A 19,190-nucleotide genomic window follows, 5' to 3' on the forward strand; every position below is an offset into this window, starting at 1 on the left:
GCGCAGATTCTGTGAACCTTGCCGCTCCGCCGCACCTTTGGGGTGACAAGTAAGTAATTTACGCGGCGGGGCCGAGGGTGGCAAATCGCGCCTGCAGTCCGGGCGTGTCGCCTTCGCCTGCCCTCGCCTGGGCGGTTTTCTCAGGCCTGCAGGAGGCTGAAGACCTCGTAGTCCTCCAACTGCGAACGGCCCTCCAGCGCAGTGAGTTCCAGGCCGACCGAGACGCCGACGACTTTCCAGCCGGCCCGCTCGATGAGCCTGCAGGCTGCCAGGGCGGTTCCGCCCGTGGCGAGCACGTCGTCGATCACGAGAACGCGCGCGCCGGCGGGCAGCTCGTCTTCGTGCACCTCGAGAGTGGCCACGCCGTACTCGAGCTCATACGTCTCGGTGATCACCCGACGCGGCAGCTTGCCCGCCTTGCGCACGGGAAGCACCCCGGCACCGGAGAGCAGCGACGCTCCGCCGGCCATGATGAAGCCGCGCGCCTCGAGCCCTCCGAGAATGTCGAAGCGGCCGGCGAACGGCTCGATGAGCGCCTCGCACATGACGCGGAAGGTGGGCCCGTGTGCGAACACCGGCGTGAGGTCGCGGAACTGGATGCCGGGTTCGGGGAAGTCGGGAATGACGTGGATGCGACGGGAGACCTGCTCGGCCGCGCTCGGGTGGTTCACCCTGTCAGGCTACCGGGCCGATCCTGTGCCCTTCGCGAGAGGCGCGAGCCGCGCATCCGCTCTGCCCCGCCGTGGTGAGAGCGGTGTCAGCGCCCAGAAGGTGACGCGCGACATCGCCTCGAGCACGATGCGACCGCTCATCTTCGAGACCCCGCGCTCGCGTTCGGCGAACGTGATCGGAACCTCCTTGACCTTCAGCCCAGCATCCACGCACCGCCAGAGCATCTCGATCTGGAAGCTGTAGCCCTGCGACTCCACCGTCTCGAACTCCGCGTCGAGCAGGGCGGAGGCACGGTACGCGCGATAGCCGCCCGTGACGTCGCGTTGCCCCAGGCCGAGTGCGCTGCGCGCATAGAGACTGCCCGCACGCGAGAGCAGTTCCCGCCGGAAGGGCCACCCGACGACCTCTCCCCCCGGAACCCACCGTGAGCCGACTGCCACGTCGGCCCGTTCGAGCGCCCCGAGCAGACGTGGGAGCTGCTCGGGCCGGTGGGAGCCATCGGCATCCATCTCGACGATCACGTCGAAGGAGTGCTCGAGGGCCCAGCGGAAGCCGGCCCGATAGGCGGCGCCGAGGCCCTCCTTGCCGGCCCGGTGCAGGGTGTGCACCGAGCGGTCATCCAAGGCGAGGCCGTCGGCCAGATGCCCCGTACCGTCGGGGGAGTTGTCATCGACGATCAGCAGGTGCGCCTCGGGCACGCTGGCGCGCACACGGGCAGCGATGCTGAGCACGTTGTCCCGTTCGTTGTAGGTCGGGATCACCACGAGCGTGTTCACGCGTCCTCCCTTTCCAGGGTGTAGATCACGGTGCGATGCACCTGCTTCACGCCGGTCACCTCGAAGCCCTGCTGGCGCAAGGAGCGCACGTCGATGGGCTCGCCCGGTTCCGTGCCCATCTCGACGGCGAGCACACGGTCGGTGCCGGCGAGTTCGGGTGCGAGATCGGCAACCGGAGCCACGCGATCCCACAGCTTGCGGCGGTCGGTGTAGGCCTGGGTGAGTCCGACATCGACGAGGCCCGCGAAGTGCGCCGGGTAGAGCCGCAGCGCGAGCCGCGGGTGTTGCGACGGCTTGGTGTCCTGGTCGAAGACGATGGCGTCGCCGGGATGCGAGATCGAGTCGACCGCCTCCGCCATCTGGCGCAGGTCGCTGCCGTTGTCCTTCGCGTAGGGGCCCCGGTCGGCGATGTACGTCGGCAGCGCCATGACGAGCACGAGGACCACGATCTCGGCCGTCAGCGTTCCCGCGCGGATGCGGCGGCGCGGCCGATCAGGGTCCGCCCGCCGCTCGCGCAGTCGTTGAATGATGCCGGGCAGGGCCGCGGCTCCTCCCGCGATCAGTGCGGCGACGGCGGGGGTGCAGAACGTGAGGTAGCGGATGTTGTACATCGGCGAGACGTAGGCGTTGCCGACGAGCAGCAGGGTCGTGGGCAGGACGAGCCAGGCGAACCCGAGCAGCGCACCCTCGCGCTGAAGCGGCGTCAGCCTCCGCTGCAGCATCACCACGACGAGACAAGCGATGAGCGCCCATGCGAGAACAGCAAGGGGAACCCAGTCGAAGAACTGGCTGACGAGCACCGAGTACGGCTTGGCATAGTCGCGCCGGGCGAGGAAGGAGATCTGCTTCTTCTCGGCCACGGCGATGGCGAGGATCGGTGCTGCCACGGCCACCGCCAGCACGAGTGCGACGGCCGCCTGCTTCCACGCACGGCGTCCGCTGGACGTACCGACGATGAAGACGGCGTGCACTACCGCGAGGAGCAGCAGGTAGAGGAAGAGATAGGCGCTCGCACCCAGCGCCAGCCCGTAGGCCAGCCACGGCAGCCAGCGTCGCCGTTCGGAGCGTATGAGCCAGACCAGGAGCACCGTGAGCCAGACCGCTGCCGCGATGCTCATGGCGTAGGAACGCGCCTCGACTCCCGCGAAGCCGACGCGTGGCAGGGCGAGGAAGACGACGCCCGCGAGCACGGCGAAGCGACGGTCGGTGAAGCGCTGCACGAGCACCACGACGCCCGCGGCGGCCAGACCGGCCGCGATCGCGCTGGGAGCGCGTACCGCCAGCTCGGATGCGCCGAACGCTCCGATCCAGAAGTGCAGGAACAGGTAGTAGGCGCCGTGCACCGCGTCGATGTAGCCGAGTTCGCGGAACAGGCTCGGCAGGCTGCGCTCGGCCGACATGACGCTCGCGGCCTCGTCGCCCCAGTACGACGGATTCCAGGATCCGAGGAAGATCACCAGGGTTCCCAGCGCGCCGGTCAGCGCGGCCGGCGTCACGCGCGCCCGCGTCGCCGAGCGGGTGCCGACGACCGGCACGCTCCAGGTGCTCACCGATTGAGTGGTCACCACTCCCCCTTGCTGCAGGCTGCTGCCCGCCGTGCACATCCTCGTCCCCCACTCTCTGCAATCCGTCTGAACGGCGGGTTACATCCTGAGAGTGCTTTCAAGCCTTGCCCATCGACGGGCTCGGGTATAGCCCCTGGCGCACAATGGAGCAAGGTGTCAGAGGAGGCGGTCATGACGCGAGTGCTCGTGGTCGAGGACGAACCCGAGATGGGGATGCTGCTGGCCCGCGGATTGCGTGCAGAGGGGTACGAGGTCGACGTCGCCGACAACGGCATCGACGCCCTCACGCTGGCCCGCGAGAACGAACCCCACCTCGCGCTGCTCGACGTGATGCTGCCCGGAATGTCGGGCTTCGAACTGTGCCGGCATCTGAAGGCCGCCTCCCCGGCGCTCGGCATCATGCTCGTGACGGCGCGGGATGCGGTCGACGACCGGGTGCGCGGACTGGACGCGGGCGCCGACGACTACCTCATCAAGCCCTTCGCCTTCGCCGAACTCGCCGCGCGGCTGCGTGCGCTGCAGCGGCGAGACGTTCTCGCCTCCGCCGGGCGCATCGAGCTGGGAACGCTCAGCATCGACACCAGCCGTCGACGGGTCACGGCGGGCGGCACCGAGCTGCGGCTCTCCGGCACCGAATTCGACGTGTTGCGGGTGATCGCCGAGGGGCGAGGGGCAACGGTCGCGCGCACCGACATCCTTCGGGAGGTCTGGGGTTCCTCCCGGTTCATCGACCAGAACATCGTGGACCAGTACGTCAGCTACCTGCGGAAGAAGCTCGAGAGATCGGGCGCCACCGTGCGCATCCTGACTGAGCGCGGCGTGGGCTTCCGGATCCCGGCGGACTGAGGCGTGGCGACAACGGCTGCGCGCCGACGCCGGTTCGGCATCCGCGCCCGCATCACCGGGGGCAGCCTGCTGATCGCGCTCGCCTTCTCGGTGGTGGCCGGCGTGCTCATCTATACGCAGGTCGCGCGCATCGTCAGCCAGGGGTCCATCGCGGTTCTGCGGGCCGACGCCGCTCCTTACGAGAGCGCCGTGGCGGCGGGAACGCCGTTGGGCTCCCCGGGGCCCGCGGAGCTCATCGCCGTCGTCGACCCCAGCGGCACCGCCGTTCTCGACACCCTGCCGCCCGCACTCTCCCGTTCCCTTGACCGCGTGCTCGCCGGCCCCGACCCGACCCATGCCATCACCGTCGGAGGCGTGGAGTACCTCGTTCGCGATGCCGACGTCGTCACCGCCGAAGGCCGATGGCACGTCGTCTCGGCCCGCAATGCCGCCTCGCAGAACGAGGTGCTGAGCGCCATGACCGGCCTGCTCGTGCTCAGCATCGCGGTCATCAACATCGCCTTCGGGGTGGGATCGTGGTTGCTGAGCACCCTCGCCCTGCGGCCGGTCGGACGGATGCGTGCGAGCGCCGAGACCCTCGCAGCGGAGGCGGGCACCGAACTCCTGCCGGCCGGGCCTCCCGATGACGAGATCGCCGAGCTCGCCCGCACGCTGAACGCCCTGATCCTCCGCCTGCGCGCCGCGACGGAGCGCGAGCGCCACATCGTCTCGGATGCCTCCCACGAGTTGCGCACGCCGCTCGCGCTCGTGCGGATGCAGTTGGAGATCGCGCGGGCCGAGGCGGCATCCGTCGACCAGCTCACGAGCGACATCGCCCGCGCGGAGGCGGCGCTCGCCCGACTGCAGAAGATCGCCGACGGTCTGCTGGAGCTCTCGCGCGTGGATGCTGCCGGGGTGCAGGGCGAGAGCTCCCTCGCGGAGATCTCGGCCGAGGTCACGGATGCCGTCGATCGCGCTCGCATGCAGGCTGTCGACGTCGGAGCGGTCGTCGAGTACGAGCTGCCCGAGACCGGCGCGGCAGCTGAGGCCGCGAGCACCACCGACCCCGGTCTCCGCGTGCACATGGCGGCATCCGATGTCGGCCGCGTGCTCGAGAACCTCGTCTCCAATGCGCTCGCCGCCGGGTCATCGCGGCTCGCCGTGACCCTGCGCACGACAGCGACGGAGATCGAGCTGGTCGTCAGCGATGATGGCGGCGGCATGTCGGAGGACTTCGCTCCTCGTGCTTTCGAACGCTTCTCGCGCCAGAGCACCGCCCGCACGGCAAGCGGCGCCGGACTCGGCCTCGCGATCGTGGACGGTCTCGTCACGCGCGCCGGCGGGTCGATCGACCTGCACAACCGACCGGGCAGCGGCCTCGACGTGCTCGTGCGGATGCCGCTGCTTCCCGCATCCGCCGCCGGGGAGGTCGGCGGCTCCCGCCGGTAGACTGGGGCCGTCAGGCGTGCGTCTGCAACGCCATCCGCCTCCCGGAAAGATCACCACTCGTGAGCACTGCGACCACCGGCCCTGCCTCCACGTCCGAATCCGATGCGACGGCGGCTCCTGTCGCACCGGCGCTCGACACCGTCGAGAACGCGCGGGCGACGCCCGAGCGCGAACAGCCCTACGCGGCGCTGGGACTGAAGCCCGACGAGTACGAGCGCATCCGCGAGATTCTGGGGCGGCGCCCCACGAGCGGCGAGCTGGCGATGTACTCGGTGATGTGGAGCGAGCACTGCTCCTACAAGTCGAGCAAGCGCTACCTGCGGCAGTTCGGCGAGAAGGTGTCGCCGGCCATGAAGAAGAACCTCATGGTGGGAATGGGCGAGAACGCCGGCGTCATCGACGTGGGCGAGGGCTGGGCGGTCACCTTCAAGATCGAGTCGCACAACCACCCCTCCTACATCGAGCCGTTCCAGGGCGCCGCGACTGGCGTCGGCGGCATCGTGCGCGACATCATCTCCATGGGCGCACGTCCCGTCGCGGTGATGGATGCGCTGCGCTTCGGTGCGGTACAGCATCCCGACACGGCGCGCGTGGTGCACGGGGTGGTCTCGGGCATCTCGTTCTACGGCAACTGCCTCGGCCTGCCGAACATCGGCGGCGAGACCTGGTTCGACTCGACCTACCAGGCGAACCCGCTCGTGAACGCCCTCGCGGTCGGTGTGCTGCGGCACGAGGACCTCCACCTGGCCAACGCCCGCGGCGTCGGAAACAAGGTCGTGCTCTTCGGCGCCCGCACCGGCGGCGACGGAATCGGCGGCGCCTCGATCCTCGCCTCCGACACCTTCGCCGCCGGTGGCCCGACCAAGCGCCCCGCCGTGCAGGTCGGCGACCCGTTCGCCGAGAAGGTGCTCATCGAGTGCTGCCTCGAGCTCTACCGCGGCGAACTCGTCGAGGGCATCCAGGACCTGGGCGCCGCCGGAATCTCGTGCGCCACCTCGGAGCTGGCTTCGAACGGCGACGGCGGCATGCACATCACCCTCGACGACGTGCTGCTGCGCGATCCATCGCTCACCGCCGAGGAGATCCTCATGTCGGAGAGCCAGGAGCGCATGATGGCGATCGTGCACCCCGACAAGCTCGAGGGATTCCTCGCCGTCACCTCGAAGTGGGACGTGGAGACCTCGGTGCTCGGCGAGGTCACCGACACCGGCCGGCTGATCATCGAGTGGCACGGCGGAGTGATCGTCGACGTCGACCCGCGCACCGTCGCCGTCGACGGCCCGGTCTACGACCGTCCGGTGGCCTACCCCGGCTGGATCGACGCGCTCAACGCCGACAGCGCCTCCATCCTGCCGCGGCCGACGGATGCCGAGAGCCTGCGCTCGCAGCTGCTCGACCTCGTCGGCAGCGCGAACCTGGCCGATACGTCGTGGGTGACCAACCAGTACGACAAGTACGTGCTCGGCAACACCGCGCTCAGCTATCCCGACGACGCCGGCATGGTGCGCGTCGACGAGCAGTCCGGGCTCGGCTTCGCCGTCGCGACGGATGCAAACGGCCGCTACTGCCAGCTCGACCCGAAGCAGGGCGCCCGTCTGGCGCTGGCCGAGGCGTACCGCAACGTCGCCGCCACCGGAGCCGTTCCCGCAGCGGTCTCCGATTGCCTCAACTTCGGCTCCCCCGAGAACCCCCAGGTCATGTGGCAGTTCGCGCAGACGGTCGAGGGCCTCTCGGACGGCTGCCTCGAACTCGAGATCCCCGTGACGGGCGGAAATGTCTCGTTCTACAACCAGACCGGCGACGTTCCCATCCACCCCACCCCCGTCATCGCAGTGCTCGGCGTCATCGACGACGTGGCCCGGCGCATCCCGAGCGGGTGGCAGGACGAGGGCCACAACATCTACCTGCTCGGAACCACCCGCACCGAGCTCGACGGTTCGGCGTGGGCCGATGTCGTGCACTCCCACCTGGGTGGCACGCCGCCCGTCGTCGACCTCGCCGCTGAGAAGAACCTCGCCGAGCTGCTCCACGCCGCCGCCGTGGAAGGCCTCATCGACAGCGCCCACGACCTCTCCGACGGCGGCCTCGCCATCGCCCTCAGCGAGAGCGTGCTGCGCTTCGGCGTGGGGGCGCGCGTCTGGCTCGGCGAGATTTGCGAGCGCGACGGCGTCGACGCATCCGTCGCCCTGTTCTCGGAGTCGACGGGACGCGTGATCGTGAGCGTTCCGCGCGAGGACGACGTGAAGTTCCGGGGGCTGTGCGAGGGTCGGGGCTACGAGGTGCTGCGCATCGGCGTCACGGATGCGGCCGCCCAGGCGCTCGACGTGCAGGACCTGTTCTCGGTGCCGATCGACGAGCTGCGCGGCCGCAACCGTGCACCGCTCGCCGACGCCTTCGGGCCCGTCGTCGGGCAGTAGCAGTGTCGGGCAGCCGGGGCGCGGCCGAAGAGGGCTACTCCGCGGCCTACGCCGCCCGGCACGGCAGCTTCGTCCTCGTTCCCGCGGCCTACGTGCTGCTACGCCGAGGCGACGAGGTGCTGCTGCAACTGCGCCGGCGCACGGGCTACTACGACGAGCACTGGGCCTTCGGCGCAGCGGGGCACGTCGAGGCCGGGGAGTCCGTCGTCGAGGCCGCCCTGCGCGAAGCCGCTGAGGAGATCGGGGTGCGGATCGCATCCGCCGACCTCGAGCCACTGACGGCCATGCACCGCACGGCGACGTCTGCGACGATCGACCAGCGCATCGACCTCTTCTTCCAGACCCGGTCGTGGAGTGGCGAGCCGGCGCTGCAGGAGGACACCGCCTCCGACCTGCGCTGGTTCGCGCTCGACGCCCTGCCCGAAAAGGTCGTGCCGCACGAGCGGTTCGTGCTCGATGCGCTGCGCGACGGCGGGCTGCCGGCCGTGGTCAGCTACGGCTTCCCGCCTCGCGATTCGGCGTAGGGACAGCTAGGAACGCGGCGTCGCCCCGCGGATGACGACGTAACCACCCACAGCGAGAACGGCGGCCAACCCGACCAAGAGGCTGAAGCCGCCGACGAGCCCGATCGAGCCGAACCACGCGATCAGCGACAGCCATCCGTTCGTCGCGGTGAGGATGGCGAGCGCGGCCAGCAGGAGCACCACCGCACCGAGGGCGACCCACAGCATGCCGGGAATGCGCCAGCGCATGTAGACCGTCGTCGCGGCGGCGCCCACGACGAGCACGGCCAGCTGCAGGGCGAAGGTCGTGTAGAAGTCGACGAACGGCCCGTCGATGCCGTACCAGAGGGCGTCGAACATGTGGATGTCGAGCCACCACCCTCCCGTCGCCTTCTCGAGCGCGATGAGGATCGTGAAGGCGACGCCGTTGAAGAGTGCGACCAGAACGAACAGCAGCATCGTGCCGAGCCAGAAGTCCCGGCGCGTCGCCGTGAGACCGAGCGCGAACGAGAAGGTCAGCCCGACCGCCTGCACACCGGCGACGACGAGGTACCACTGGGGTGAGAGCACAGCCCAGCTGTAGCGCATGCCCGCGCCGGGGTCGATGCCGGCACTCTGCAGGATGATGCCGATGACGATGCTGACGGCGAGGGCCCCGCCCACGATGATCCACGGGATGCCGAGGAAGACGCTCTTCGAGACGAGATGCAGCCGTACGATGCGGCTGATGTCGCCCGAACGCGCGGGCGCCGTCCCGGGCGCCGTGAGGGCGGCGGTCATGCTGCCTTCTCCTGTTCCGCCTTCTCGGCTTCGAGGTCGGTGCCTGTGAGGTGAACGATCAGTTGTTGAAGCGACACCGGGGCCAGTTCCAGGCCGGCTGCCCGCGCGGCGGCTCGGTCGCCGTCGTCGAGCCGCTCGGCGATGGTCACCGACGCGAGCCCGCCGATGACCTCCCGGCCGATCACCTCCCGGCCCTGCGCGAATCGGTCCACCGCCGATCGGGTGCCGGCCAGCGTCGTGGCCGAGCCGCGCACGACCTCCGCATCCTCGTCGAGGATGATGCGCCCCTGGTCGACGAGCACCACGTGCGAGAGCAGGTTCGACACCTCGTCGATCAGGTGCGTCGAGAGCACGATGGTACGGGGGTGTTCGGCGTAGTCGGCGAGGAGCCGATCGTAGAAGAGATGCCGCGCGACCGCATCCAGTCCGAGGTAGGGCTCGTCGAAGAACGTCAGCGGCGCTCGTGAGGCGAGGCCGACGATGACTCCAACGGCCGAGAGCTGCCCGCGTGAGAGTTTCTTTATTCCGCGGTTCACCGGGAGCCGGAAGTCCTGCACGAGTTGCTGAGCGAAGGACTCGTCCCAGTTCTCGAAGAACCACGGCGCCGCCTTCAGCACGTGTGCGGCCTTGAAGTTGTCGGGGTAGCGCTGGGACTCACCGATGAAGCACAGCCGACGCAGTACGTCGCGGTGTTCGGCGGGTGGCGAGCCGAAGACGCTCAGCTGGCCGCTCGTCGGGTAGATCTGCCCGGTGAGCAGTTGCATGATCGTCGTCTTGCCCGCGCCGTTGCGGCCGAGCAGGCCGTAGATGCCGTTCTCGCGGATTCCCAGGTCGATGCCGTCCAGTGCAGTGACGGATCCGTAGCGTTTGGTGAGGCCGGTGGCCGTCACGATGGCGTCGTTCATGACTCGGTCGCCTCCTGAGCGATCATGCCCCTCAGTTCGGCGGGAGAGATGCCGAGCTTGGAGGCTTCGGTGAGCAGCGGCCGCACGTACTGATCGGCGAAGCGGTCGCGGCGCTGTTGCAGCAGGCGCTCTCGAGCGCCAGGGGCCACGAACATGCCGATGCCGCGGCGCTTCTCCACGATCCCCTCGTCGACGAGCAAGGTCACGCCTTTCAGTGCGGTCGCAGGGTTGATGCGATGGAACGCGGCGAACTCGTTCGTCGACGGAATCTGCGCGCCCACTTCGAGGGAGCCGTCGATGATGTCGTTCTCGATCGACTCGGCCACCTGGAGGAAGATCGGACGGGAGTCGTCCATGCACCCCTGCTTCGTTGGTTAGTTGGTTATGTAACTAACCAACCACCATCCTGAGGATGTGTCAAGGGTTTCTTCGCGCCGTGCGCGCGCTGGACGCGGCCCTTCGACAAGGACGTCGTCGCTTCGACAGGAGATCGGCCCTCCAACAGGAGCATTCCGCGCTTTTCCTCCTGTTGAAGGCGGTAACCCCTGTCGAACGGAACCGGCCTGTTCGCGCGGCCCTTCGACAAGCTCAGGGACCGGGCTGTCGCGATCGACGCGCCTTCCGCTCGCTGAGCCTGTCGAAGCGTCGTTCCGGCGCTGGGAGCGGCCCTTCGACACGCTCAGGGACCGGTGCGGGGCGAGCTCTGGACGGAACCGACGCACGAGGCGGGGTGCAGGACGGCAGGGTCCGGGGGTCGGTGGGCATCTTTGGGCGGGACCCTGCCGTCCTGCGGCCCGCCGGAACGTAATGGAGGTGTGGTCGCGGCCCTTCGACAAGCTCAGGGACCGCGGTTCCAGCTCAGGACCGACAGCAGAAAGGGGCGGATGCCACGGCATCCGCCCCTCCCCCGAACCCGGCCTAGTGCTCGGTGGCCTTCTCGGCTCCGATACCGGTGAGCGAGCGCACCTCCATCTCGGATTGCTTCGCCGCACTCTCGGGCGTCTTGTCGAGGATCGTGACGATCCAACCCAGGAAGAACGCCAGCGGAATCGAGATGATGCCCGGGTTCGACAACGGGAAGATGTCGAAGTCCAGGTTCTTCAGCATCGCGGTCTCACTGCCCGAGACGACCGGCGAGAGTGCGATGAGCACGATCGCCGAGATGAGCCCGCCGTACATGCTCCAGAGCGCGCCCTTCGTGGTGAAGCGCTTCCAGAACAGCGAGTACAGGATGGTCGGAAGGTTGGCGGATGCCGCGACCGCGAACGCGAGCGCCACGAGGAACGCCACGTTCTGACCGTTGGCCCCGATGCCGCCGATGATCGCGACGATGCCGATCACCACGACCGTGCGGCGGGCCACCTTGACCTCGGCCCCCGGAGCGGCCTTGCCCTTCTTGATCACGCTCGCGTAGATGTCGTGTGCGAACGAGGTCGCCGCCGTGATCGTCAGCCCGGCCACCACCGCGAGGATGGTCGCGAACGCGATCGCCGAGATGATGCCGAGCAGCACCGGGCCGCCGAACTCGAACGCGAGCAGCGGGGCCGCCGAGTTCGCTCCCCCGGGAGCGGCCGCGATGACCTCCGGGCCGATGAGGGCAGCGGCGCCGTAGCCGAGCACGAGCGTGAACACGTAGAAGATGCCGATGAGCCAGATGGCCCAGACGACAGACTTGCGCGCTTCCTTGGCCGTCGGCACGGTGTAGAACCGCATCAGCACGTGCGGCAGCGCGGCGGTCCCGAGCACGAGCGCGAGGCCCAGCGAGAGGAAGTCGAGCTTCGAGGTGTCGTTCACGCCGTACTTGATGCCCGGGTTCAGGATCTCGGGGTTTCCGGCCGTCGCGACCGCGTGGTCGAGCAGCGCCGAGAAGTTGAACCCGTGAAGTGCGAGCACCCAGACCGTCATCACGCCGGCTCCGATGATGAGCAGTGTCGCCTTGATGATCTGCACCCAGGTCGTGCCCTTCATACCGCCGATGAGCACGTAGAGGATCATGAGCGCGCCGACCACGGTGATGACAACGGCCTGACCCACCTGGTCGCCGATGCCGAGCAGCAGCGAGACGAGCCCGCCCGCTCCGGCCATCTGCGCGAGCAGGTAGAAGAAGCACACCACGAGCGTCGTGATCGCCGCGGCGATGCGCACGGGGCGCTGCTTGAGCCGGAAGCTCAGCACATCGGCCATCGTGTACCGGCCCGTGTTGCGCAGAAGCTCGGCCACCAGGAGGAGTGCGACGAGCCAGGCCACGAGGAAGCCGATGGAGTAGAGGAAGCCGTCATACCCCGTCAGGGCGATCGCTCCGCAGATGCCGAGGAAGGATGCGGCCGACAGGTAGTCGCCGGCGATCGCGGTTCCGTTCTGGCCTCCCGTGAAGGAGCGTCCGGCTGCGTAGTAGTCGGCCGCGGTCTTGTTGTTGCGGCTCGCGCGGAACACCACGATGAGGGTGACCGCCACGAAGGCGCCGAAGATCGCGATGTTCAGCCACGGGTCGCCGGGCGAGGACGAGGCGGGTGCGAAGTGCAGCATCAGCGGGTCACCTCCGTGTCGACGGATGCGCGGATGTCGGCGGCCAGCGGATCGAGCCGGCGATTCGCGAAGCTCACGTACCACATGGTCACCGCGAAGGTCGTGACCACCTGCGCGAGGCCGAGCAGGATGCCCACGTTGATGCTGCCGAACACCGGAGTCGACATGAAGTCGTGGGCGTAGCCGGCGAGCAGCACGTAGGCGAGGTACCAGAGCAGGCACACCGCCACGACTGGGAAGACGAACCGGCGGTGCCGGCTGCGCAACTGCTGGAACTCGGGTGATCGCTGGATGGCGGGGAAGTCGACAGTGCCGGGTTCCGCCTCCGGACTCAGGGCCTCGTTGCCCATGATCTCTCCTTTGAAATGTCGGGGCGGTCGAGTGAGGACCGCCGTGTCCACCGCCGATTGTGGCGCGCCGCGAGCCGTCGTGTTCGACGCTCGCCGGGCTGCTCGGCAGACGGGGCTGTGGCTGCGACGAACGGTCCGATAAGTGCGACGAATGACGGTCCCGACTCGAGAACGCAGCCCGGCGCGCGCGGGGACTCGAGGGCGGGCAACGGGCTCCGACGCGTTAGTCTGATGCGGATGTCCGAGTCAGTGTTGCTCGCCGTTGCCGCAGGCGTCGTCCTCGGCATCGCCGCCTCCGCGGTTTTCGCGTTGGGGCGGCGGCTGGTGCGCGGCTCGGCCGAACTCGGCACCGACGCCGAACGGGCCACCTACACGACGCTGCACCTGGCATCGCGAGCCGCCGAGCATCTGCGTGGCGGAGGCGACGGGGCATCCCGGGCCGGAAGGCACCTGCGGGTGCTGTTGGGCTGCGAGGCGTTCGCGCTGGCGGATGAGAGCGAGGTGGTCGCCCTCGACGGCGACGGCGATCAGCTGCGTGCCGCCACGGAACGGGTCGTAGAGGAGGTGCGCCGCAGCGGGCGGCAGCAGATCTTCCGCTCGATCGCGGGGCAGGGCCGGCTCGACGCCGTCGGCGCGCCGGTCACCCGCAGCGGCATCACGACCGGCGTCGTCGTCGCCTTCGCCTTCGCCCCGCGCGTACGGCCCGGCCTCGTGCGCGCCACCAAGGAGGTCGCCGACTGGGTCGCGGCCCAGCGCGAACTCGGTGAACTGGATGCCTCCCGGGCGGCCCTCGCCGAGGCGCAGTTGCGCGCGCTTCGGGCGCAGATCAGCCCGCACTTCATCTACAACTCGCTGAACGCGGTCGCGTCCTTCATCACCACCGACCCCGAGAAAGCGCGTGACCTCGTGCTCGAGTTCGCCGACTTCACCCGGTACTCCTTTCGCCGGCAGGGCGACTTCACGACCGTCGCCGAAGAGCTGCGCAGCATCCACAGCTACCTTCAGCTCGAGCGTGCCCGATTCGGCGAGCGCCTGCAGGTGAGCCTGCAGATCGCGCCGGAGGTGCTCTCGACCGTCATCCCCTTCCTGAGCGTTCAGCCCCTGGTCGAGAATGCGGTGCAGCACGGACTGGAGGGCGCGATCGCTGGAGGCCGCATCACGATCACGGCGACGGATGCCGGCGGATTCGCCGAGATCACTGTGGACGACGACGGCGTCGGTATCGATCCCGCCACCGCCGCGGCCGTGCTCGCCGGCGAGCGGAGCGAGCACGTGGGCCTGCGGAACGTGGATGCCCGGTTGCGGCAGGTGTACGGCGAAGATCACGGCCTCGTCGTCGAGACGAACCTCGGGTCGGGAACCCTGGTGCGCATGCGCGTGCCGAAGTCGCAACCCGAGCATGCCGTGGGAGCGGGGGCGCCTCGATGAGCCTCGCGGCCAACGGAAGCCGTCGGCGATGATCTCGGTGCTCATCGCCGACGACGAGCAGCCCGCCCTGGACGAACTCGGCCGGCTGCTGGCGCGCGACGAACGCATCGGCGAGACCTATCGGGCCTCGTCGGGGCCGGAGGCGCTGAGGCTGCTCTCGACCGAGCCGATCGAGGCCGCCTTCCTCGACATCCACATGCCGGGCCTCAGTGGCTTCGACCTCGCGCGCGCGCTCTCCCGGTTCGAGCACCGGCCCGCACTCGTCTTCGTGACGGCCGACGAGGAGGGGGCCCTCGAGGCCTTCGAACTCGCCGCGACCGACTACCTGTTGAAGCCAGTGCGCCGCGAGCGGCTGGAACGCTGCGTCAGCCGGCTCATTCAGGCGATCGAAGCCGCACCCTCGACCGGGCCGATCGCCCAACCCGAGGTCATCGCCGTGAGCCTCGGCGGCACCACGCGCATGGTGCGACGTGACGACATCCGTTTCGTCCAGGCGCAGGGGGACTACGCACGCCTGCACACCGACGAGCACAGCTACCTCGTGCGCATTCCGATGTCGGACCTGGAGCGGCAATGGGCGGAGGCCGGCTTCCTGCGCATCCACCGGTCGTACCTCGTCGCGGTGCCGCACATCACGCGGCTGCGACTGGGCGCCTCCTCGCCCACCATCACCGCAGGCGGAGCCGACCTGCCCGTGAGCCGCCGGCTGCTTCCCGCACTGCGGGAGTACTTCCACGCCAAGCGCATCAGGCCGGCGCCGTGAGCGGGCAGACACCTGCGCCTCGCTCCCTTCCCCGGGTGCGGGTCACCGCTCCCCGCAGCCCGGCGCCGCGCATCCCGGCGTCGCCGCACGGTGCGACGAGCGATGTCGATGCGGTCTTCGTACGCTCGCTCATCCGCTCGCAGCTGCGGCTCGCCCTCGTCTGCGCGGCCGTCTTCGGCGGGCTGCTCGCGCTCTTGGCCGTGCTGATCGGCGTGCTCCCGCTGCTCGCCGACCGCTCGGTGCTGGGGGTCCCGGCATCCTGGCTGCTATTGGCTGTCGGCGCCTATCCGCTCGTGCTCGTCACGGCGCTGATCTTCCTGCGCGCCTCCCGGCGCAACGAGGCCCGCTACCGTTCGCTCGTGGAGCACGGGTGAACTGGGCGGTGGGCTATGTGGCCATCGCCGTGGTGGCGGTGGCGACCGGACTCATCGGCTTCTACGGACTGCGGGTCTCGCGAACGACGAGCGACTTCTACGTCGCCTCGCGCACGGTTCGGCCGTGGTGGAACGCGTCGGCGATCGGCGGAGAGTACCTCTCGGCCGCATCCTTCCTGGGCATCGCGGGCCTCATCCTGCTCAGCGGCGCCGAGGCGCTCTGGTTCCCCATCGGCTACACCGCCGGATACCTCATGCTGCTGCTGTTCGTGGCTGCTCCGCTGCGCCGGTCGGGCGCGTACACCATTCCCGACTTCACGCAGGCGCGACTGGACTCGCGCGCGGTACGCCGGCTCACGAGCCTCGTCGTGATCGTCGTGGGCTGGTTCTACATCGTGCCGCAACTGCAGGGAGCGGCACTCACCGTGCGCATCACGACCGGGCTGCCGGCGTGGGTGGGGTCCGTCGCCGTCGCGACCATCGTGGGCGTCGTCGTCGCCGCGGGCGGGATGCGCTCGATCACGTTCGTGCAGGCGTTCCAGTTCTGGCTCAAGCTCACCGCCATCGCCATTCCCGTAATCTTCATCGTCATCGTGCTCGGTGACGGCTCGGCCATGCCGGTGCCGCCCGAGACCGCCTTCCCCGTCTCCGACGGTCCGACGGCGCTCGACGGCTACCGCACCGCCTCGCTGCTCGTCGCACTGCTGCTCGGCACTATGGGCCTTCCGCATGTGCTCGTGCGGTTCTACACGAACCCCGATGGCGACGCCGCTCGCCTGACGACCGTGATCGTTCTCGGCCTGCTGAGCGTGTTCTACCTGTTCCCGACCGTGCTGGGCCTCATCGGGCGGGCGTACGCGCCCGACCTCGCCGACCCGGGTACGGCTGACGCCCTCGTGCTGCTGCTGCCCGGTCGGCTCGTGCCGGGAATCGGCGGACAATTGCTCACGGCCCTCGTGATCGCGGGTGCCTTCGGCGCCTTCCTGTCGACCTCGTCGGGCCTCGTGGTCTCCCTCGCCGGCGTGATCAGCCAAGACCTGCTCGGCGGAAGCGTTCGGGGTTTCCGGGTGGCCGCGCTTTTCAGCGCCTTGGTTCCCCTCGCCGTCTCCCTCGTGACCGCATCCTCGGGGCTGGCAGGGAGCGTCGGCCTCGTCTTCGCCTTCGCCGCCTCGACCCTGTGTCCGATCCTGGTGCTCGGCATCTGGTGGCGACGACTCACCGCCACGGGGGCGATCGCCGGAATGCTGACCGGAGGCGGGCTCTGCGGCGCCGCCATCCTCCTCGGCCCTGCCGCGGTCACGGCGTTTCCCTGGCTCGGCGACCTGCTCCTGCTGCCTGCGGCGTGGACCGTTCCGCTGGCCTTCGCGACGACGATCGCGGTATCGCTGCTGACACGACGCTCGTTGCCGGCGAGCGCCGATCGCTTCCTGTCTCGGCTGCACGTGCCCGAGGCGCGCTGATCGCCGGCGCGGCACCGGTCCCCGGAGGCGGGCTTTCACCGCATCCGGGGGACCGCTGAACTATCGGTAGATGCCGAACTCGAACAGCGAGTAACCGTAGGCGGTGCCGCGCTGCGTGAGCGAGAGCCGCACGTAGCGCCCGTTGCCCGAGACGTCGAAGTCGTCCGCGCCGCCGTCTCCGGCTGTCACGGTCTTGATCGTCGACCAGGTTGCGCCGTCGTTCGATGTCTGCACCGTGTAGGCCTTGCCGTAGGCGGACTCCCACAGCAACTGCACGTGGGTGAACGACTGCACGGAGCCGAGGTCCACCTGCAGCCACTGGGCGTCGCTCCACTCGCTCGCCCATCGCGTCGCGACGTTGCCATCGACGGCCTGACCGGGCGAATAGTTGTCGACCGTCGTCTGGAACGACGACGCGGATGCCGGCTTGCCCTTCGCGATGTTCGTTCCAGCCACCGGCGGCGCGACCACGCGGAACGAGCGCGACTCGACACCCACGTTGCCGTGGCCGTCCTCCACCCAGACGTACGCCTTCCACACGCCCAGCGTCTGCGGAGCGGTGAGCTGGAACGTGCCCGGTGTCGGCTGCGGGCCGTCCTGGAACGCGGTGCCGCCGGATCCGTCGATGTACGTGCTGTTGAAGAACGGCACGTACTTGAGGGTGTCGCCATCCGGATCCGTCGCCTTGACGCTCACCGTGACGGTCGACCCTGCTGCGACGTTCTCCGTGACCGACATGGAGGAGATGACAGGCGGCGTGTTGGAGAAGCCGGTCTTGCCCCACGCCTTGGCGATCGAGTAATAGCCGAGTCGTTTGTTGCCACCGGGAATCACGTTGAACCACACGCCGCCGAAGTCGCCCTCGGTGCCGTAGTGGAAGAAGGTGGCCCCGAGCCCGACGTTCTTGTGTCCGATGATGCAGTTCCACGAGTTGACGTAGGCGGCCGCCTTCGCCACATCCGTCGGCTCGTTCGGCACGCCGTTGGCGTCGTTCGACACCTCCCACTCGCCGGGCGCGCCGCCTTCGGTCACGATGTAGGGCTTGTTGTAGCCTCCGTCGATCCAGGTCTGCTTGATGTTGCAGACGTCGCCGTAGGAGTTGACGGCGAGCAGGTCGAGCGCCGGCGCGTTGCGCTTGAGGTAGGGCCACGCGCCGGTCCAGGCGTCCGTCGACGTGACCGGGTGGTTGGGGTCGGCGGCGTGGATGGCCACGGCCACCCGGTTCACAAAGGCCGCGTAGGCGTTCCGCACGTCTTCGAGCTTGGTTCCCGAGAAGCAGTTCTGTAGCCCGAGCAGCGACTCGTTGCCGACGTTCCACATCAGCACTCCCGGGTGCGTCTTGTAGGTGTTGACCTGATTGATGATGTCGGTCTGGGTGGTCGACTTGTAGTTCTCATCGGTGGTGTAGTCGATGCATCCACCACTCCCGGGGCCGCCGCCAGGCAGCAGCCAGAATCCGTTGATCACCCGGATGCCGTGGGCGGCCGCGGAGTCGAGCAGCTTCTTGGTGTCAGCACCCGTTCCCCACGTGCGGATGGTGTTGGCGCCCATGGCGACGAGGCCCGGCATGTAGGTGTCGGCCTGGTCGAACGACGGGCCCCAGGTGAAACCCTTCACCGAGTACGGCTTGCCGTCGACCTGCAGCTGCCAGCTGCCGTTTCCTCCCGTCACCTTGACGACGCTGGGCTGCGTGAACGGACCCGGCTGGTTGGGGTAGCCCGGATCACTCGAGCCGGGCGGCGTGGTCGGTGTCGGCGTGGGCGTGGGCGTCGTCGACGAGCCGGCCGTGCCGAACACCTTGAACTCCCACAACGAGTAGCCGTATCCGTTCGCGCGCACCGTGCCGTACATGCGCACATACCGGCCCTGACCCGAGACGCTCAGCGACTGATTGCCGCCTGGGCCCGTCGTGGTCGAGTAGATCGAGGTCCATCCGCCTGTTCCGCTGTCGGAGACCTGGATCTGGAACGCCTTCGCGTAGGCGCCCTCCCACGCGAGATCGATGCGGTTGATCGTCGAGGACTGCCCGAGGTCGACCTGCAACCACTGGGGGTCGGAGAACGTGCTCGACCAGCGGGTTCCCGCATTGCCGTCCACGGCGTTCGCCGCCGGCGTGTAGTCGGTGTTCTCGACGCTGGATGCTGTGGCCGGCTTTCCCTGCGAGAGCAGCACCGGGTCTGCGGCGTTGGCGATGCCCGCCGGAACGAGTGCGGCGCCGGCCACGGCGAGCGCGATGGCGGCCGCGACCACGGCGGCCTTCGAGCCGCGCCAACGGCCGGAAGGCCGGGTCGCGACGGAGAGAGAGTGGTTCACGGTTCCTCCTAGAGGTTCCGCGGGCAGCGCGACGCGTTGCCCGGGGCGGTACGACGGGATGAGTACTGGGGGTGGTGCGACGGA

General features: G+C 69.0%; 17 protein-coding genes. 8 read left to right on the forward strand and 9 right to left on the reverse strand.

Features of this window, described 5'->3' with window-relative positions:
- Nucleotides 1–140: 140 nt before the first annotated feature.
- Genes WDJ51_RS14265 through WDJ51_RS14275 form a run of 3 tightly spaced genes read right to left on the reverse strand, consistent with a single transcriptional unit; the run spans nucleotide 141 to nucleotide 3,013 of the window.
- Nucleotides 141–671, reverse strand: a complete 531-nt coding sequence (locus WDJ51_RS14265) for an adenine phosphoribosyltransferase (RefSeq protein ID WP_337853140.1) — start codon at nucleotides 669–671, stop codon at nucleotides 141–143.
- A 9-nt stretch (nucleotides 672–680) separates the two neighbouring features.
- Complete coding sequence (locus WDJ51_RS14270; RefSeq protein ID WP_337853141.1) at nucleotides 681–1,448, reverse strand: polyprenol monophosphomannose synthase; 768 nt, start codon at nucleotides 1,446–1,448, stop codon at nucleotides 681–683.
- A complete protein-coding gene (locus WDJ51_RS14275) occupies nucleotides 1,445–3,013 on the reverse strand; it encodes a glycosyltransferase family 39 protein (RefSeq protein WP_337853142.1) in 1,569 nt (522 codons plus the stop codon). Before WDJ51_RS14275 ends, WDJ51_RS14270 begins: the two co-directional genes overlap by 4 nt.
- A gap of 171 nt (nucleotides 3,014–3,184) precedes the next feature.
- Between WDJ51_RS14275 and WDJ51_RS14280 the strand changes: the two genes are divergently transcribed.
- Genes WDJ51_RS14280 through WDJ51_RS14295 form a run of 4 tightly spaced genes read left to right on the forward strand, consistent with a single transcriptional unit; the run spans nucleotide 3,185 to nucleotide 8,228 of the window.
- The gene (locus WDJ51_RS14280; protein ID WP_337853143.1) at nucleotides 3,185–3,859 is read left to right on the forward strand and encodes a response regulator transcription factor; all 675 of its coding nucleotides are present in this window, start codon (nucleotides 3,185–3,187) and stop codon (nucleotides 3,857–3,859) included.
- A gap of 3 nt (nucleotides 3,860–3,862) precedes the next feature.
- Nucleotides 3,863–5,287: a sensor histidine kinase gene (locus WDJ51_RS14285; RefSeq protein WP_337853144.1), complete on the forward strand. Its 1,425-nt coding sequence runs from the start codon at nucleotides 3,863–3,865 to the stop codon at nucleotides 5,285–5,287.
- Between the two features lie 59 nt (nucleotides 5,288–5,346).
- Nucleotides 5,347–7,704, forward strand: a complete 2,358-nt coding sequence (purL, locus tag WDJ51_RS14290; RefSeq protein WP_337853145.1) for a phosphoribosylformylglycinamidine synthase subunit PurL — start codon at nucleotides 5,347–5,349, stop codon at nucleotides 7,702–7,704.
- Between the two features lie 2 nt (nucleotides 7,705–7,706).
- Nucleotides 7,707–8,228, forward strand: coding sequence for an NUDIX domain-containing protein (locus tag WDJ51_RS14295; protein ID WP_337853146.1), 522 nt, complete (start codon nucleotides 7,707–7,709; stop codon nucleotides 8,226–8,228).
- Between the two features lie 6 nt (nucleotides 8,229–8,234).
- On the opposite strand, the gene WDJ51_RS14300 is transcribed toward WDJ51_RS14295, so the two are convergent.
- The 5 genes from WDJ51_RS14300 to WDJ51_RS14320 all read right to left on the reverse strand — a co-directional run bounded on the left by WDJ51_RS14300 (nucleotide 8,235) and on the right by WDJ51_RS14320 (nucleotide 12,768).
- Nucleotides 8,235–8,987: a hypothetical protein gene (locus WDJ51_RS14300; protein ID WP_337853147.1), complete on the reverse strand. Its 753-nt coding sequence runs from the start codon at nucleotides 8,985–8,987 to the stop codon at nucleotides 8,235–8,237.
- Complete coding sequence (locus tag WDJ51_RS14305) at nucleotides 8,984–9,892, reverse strand: ABC transporter ATP-binding protein (RefSeq protein WP_337853148.1); 909 nt, start codon at nucleotides 9,890–9,892, stop codon at nucleotides 8,984–8,986. The genes WDJ51_RS14300 and WDJ51_RS14305 overlap by 4 nt, the downstream gene beginning before the upstream one ends.
- Complete coding sequence (locus WDJ51_RS14310; RefSeq protein ID WP_337853149.1) at nucleotides 9,889–10,248, reverse strand: GntR family transcriptional regulator; 360 nt, start codon at nucleotides 10,246–10,248, stop codon at nucleotides 9,889–9,891. The genes WDJ51_RS14305 and WDJ51_RS14310 overlap by 4 nt, the downstream gene beginning before the upstream one ends.
- A 562-nt stretch (nucleotides 10,249–10,810) precedes the next feature.
- Nucleotides 10,811–12,418 carry a solute symporter family protein gene (locus WDJ51_RS14315; protein WP_337853150.1) on the reverse strand — a complete coding sequence of 536 codons (1,608 nt, stop codon included), beginning with the start codon at nucleotides 12,416–12,418 and terminating at the stop codon, nucleotides 10,811–10,813.
- Complete coding sequence (locus tag WDJ51_RS14320) at nucleotides 12,418–12,768, reverse strand: DUF485 domain-containing protein (protein WP_337853151.1); 351 nt, start codon at nucleotides 12,766–12,768, stop codon at nucleotides 12,418–12,420. The genes WDJ51_RS14315 and WDJ51_RS14320 overlap by 1 nt, the downstream gene beginning before the upstream one ends.
- 237 nt (nucleotides 12,769–13,005) lie before the next feature.
- Between WDJ51_RS14320 and WDJ51_RS14325 the strand changes: the two genes are divergently transcribed.
- The 4 genes from WDJ51_RS14325 to WDJ51_RS14340 are packed head-to-tail and all read left to right on the forward strand — an operon-like array spanning nucleotide 13,006 to nucleotide 16,793.
- Nucleotides 13,006–14,196, forward strand: coding sequence for a sensor histidine kinase (locus tag WDJ51_RS14325; RefSeq protein WP_337853152.1), 1,191 nt, complete (start codon nucleotides 13,006–13,008; stop codon nucleotides 14,194–14,196).
- A gap of 28 nt (nucleotides 14,197–14,224) precedes the next feature.
- Nucleotides 14,225–14,959, forward strand: a complete 735-nt coding sequence (locus WDJ51_RS14330; RefSeq protein WP_337853153.1) for a LytR/AlgR family response regulator transcription factor — start codon at nucleotides 14,225–14,227, stop codon at nucleotides 14,957–14,959.
- Entirely contained in the window at nucleotides 14,956–15,333 is a 378-nt protein-coding gene (locus WDJ51_RS14335) for a heavy metal transporter (protein ID WP_337853154.1), read from the forward strand. Before WDJ51_RS14330 ends, WDJ51_RS14335 begins: the two co-directional genes overlap by 4 nt.
- Nucleotides 15,330–16,793: a sodium/solute symporter gene (locus WDJ51_RS14340; RefSeq protein ID WP_337853155.1), complete on the forward strand. Its 1,464-nt coding sequence runs from the start codon at nucleotides 15,330–15,332 to the stop codon at nucleotides 16,791–16,793. Before WDJ51_RS14335 ends, WDJ51_RS14340 begins: the two co-directional genes overlap by 4 nt.
- A 60-nt stretch (nucleotides 16,794–16,853) precedes the next feature.
- Here the strand turns inward: WDJ51_RS14340 and WDJ51_RS14345 are convergent, their stop codons facing one another.
- Nucleotides 16,854–19,106, reverse strand: coding sequence for a discoidin domain-containing protein (locus WDJ51_RS14345; protein WP_337853156.1), 2,253 nt, complete (start codon nucleotides 19,104–19,106; stop codon nucleotides 16,854–16,856).
- Between the last annotated feature and the right edge of the window lie 84 nt (nucleotides 19,107–19,190).

The organism is Rathayibacter sp. YIM 133350 (assembly GCF_037404875.1).
GTDB lineage: Bacteria > Actinomycetota > Actinomycetes > Actinomycetales > Microbacteriaceae > Orlajensenia.

Coding starts and splice junctions, on each gene's coding strand:
- WDJ51_RS14325 (WP_337853152.1), top strand. CDS start 13,006: ATGTCCGAGTCAGTGTTGCTCGCCGTTGCCGCAGGCGTCGTCCTCGGC.
- WDJ51_RS14310 (WP_337853149.1), bottom strand. CDS start 10,248: ATGGACGACTCCCGTCCGATCTTCCTCCAGGTGGCCGAGTCGATCGAG.
- WDJ51_RS14330 (WP_337853153.1), top strand. CDS start 14,225: ATGATCTCGGTGCTCATCGCCGACGACGAGCAGCCCGCCCTGGACGAA.
- WDJ51_RS14305 (WP_337853148.1), bottom strand. CDS start 9,892: ATGAACGACGCCATCGTGACGGCCACCGGCCTCACCAAACGCTACGGA.
- WDJ51_RS14315 (WP_337853150.1), bottom strand. CDS start 12,418: ATGCTGCACTTCGCACCCGCCTCGTCCTCGCCCGGCGACCCGTGGCTG.
- WDJ51_RS14320 (WP_337853151.1), bottom strand. CDS start 12,768: ATGGGCAACGAGGCCCTGAGTCCGGAGGCGGAACCCGGCACTGTCGAC.
- WDJ51_RS14300 (WP_337853147.1), bottom strand. CDS start 8,987: ATGACCGCCGCCCTCACGGCGCCCGGGACGGCGCCCGCGCGTTCGGGC.
- WDJ51_RS14280 (WP_337853143.1), top strand. CDS start 3,185: ATGACGCGAGTGCTCGTGGTCGAGGACGAACCCGAGATGGGGATGCTG.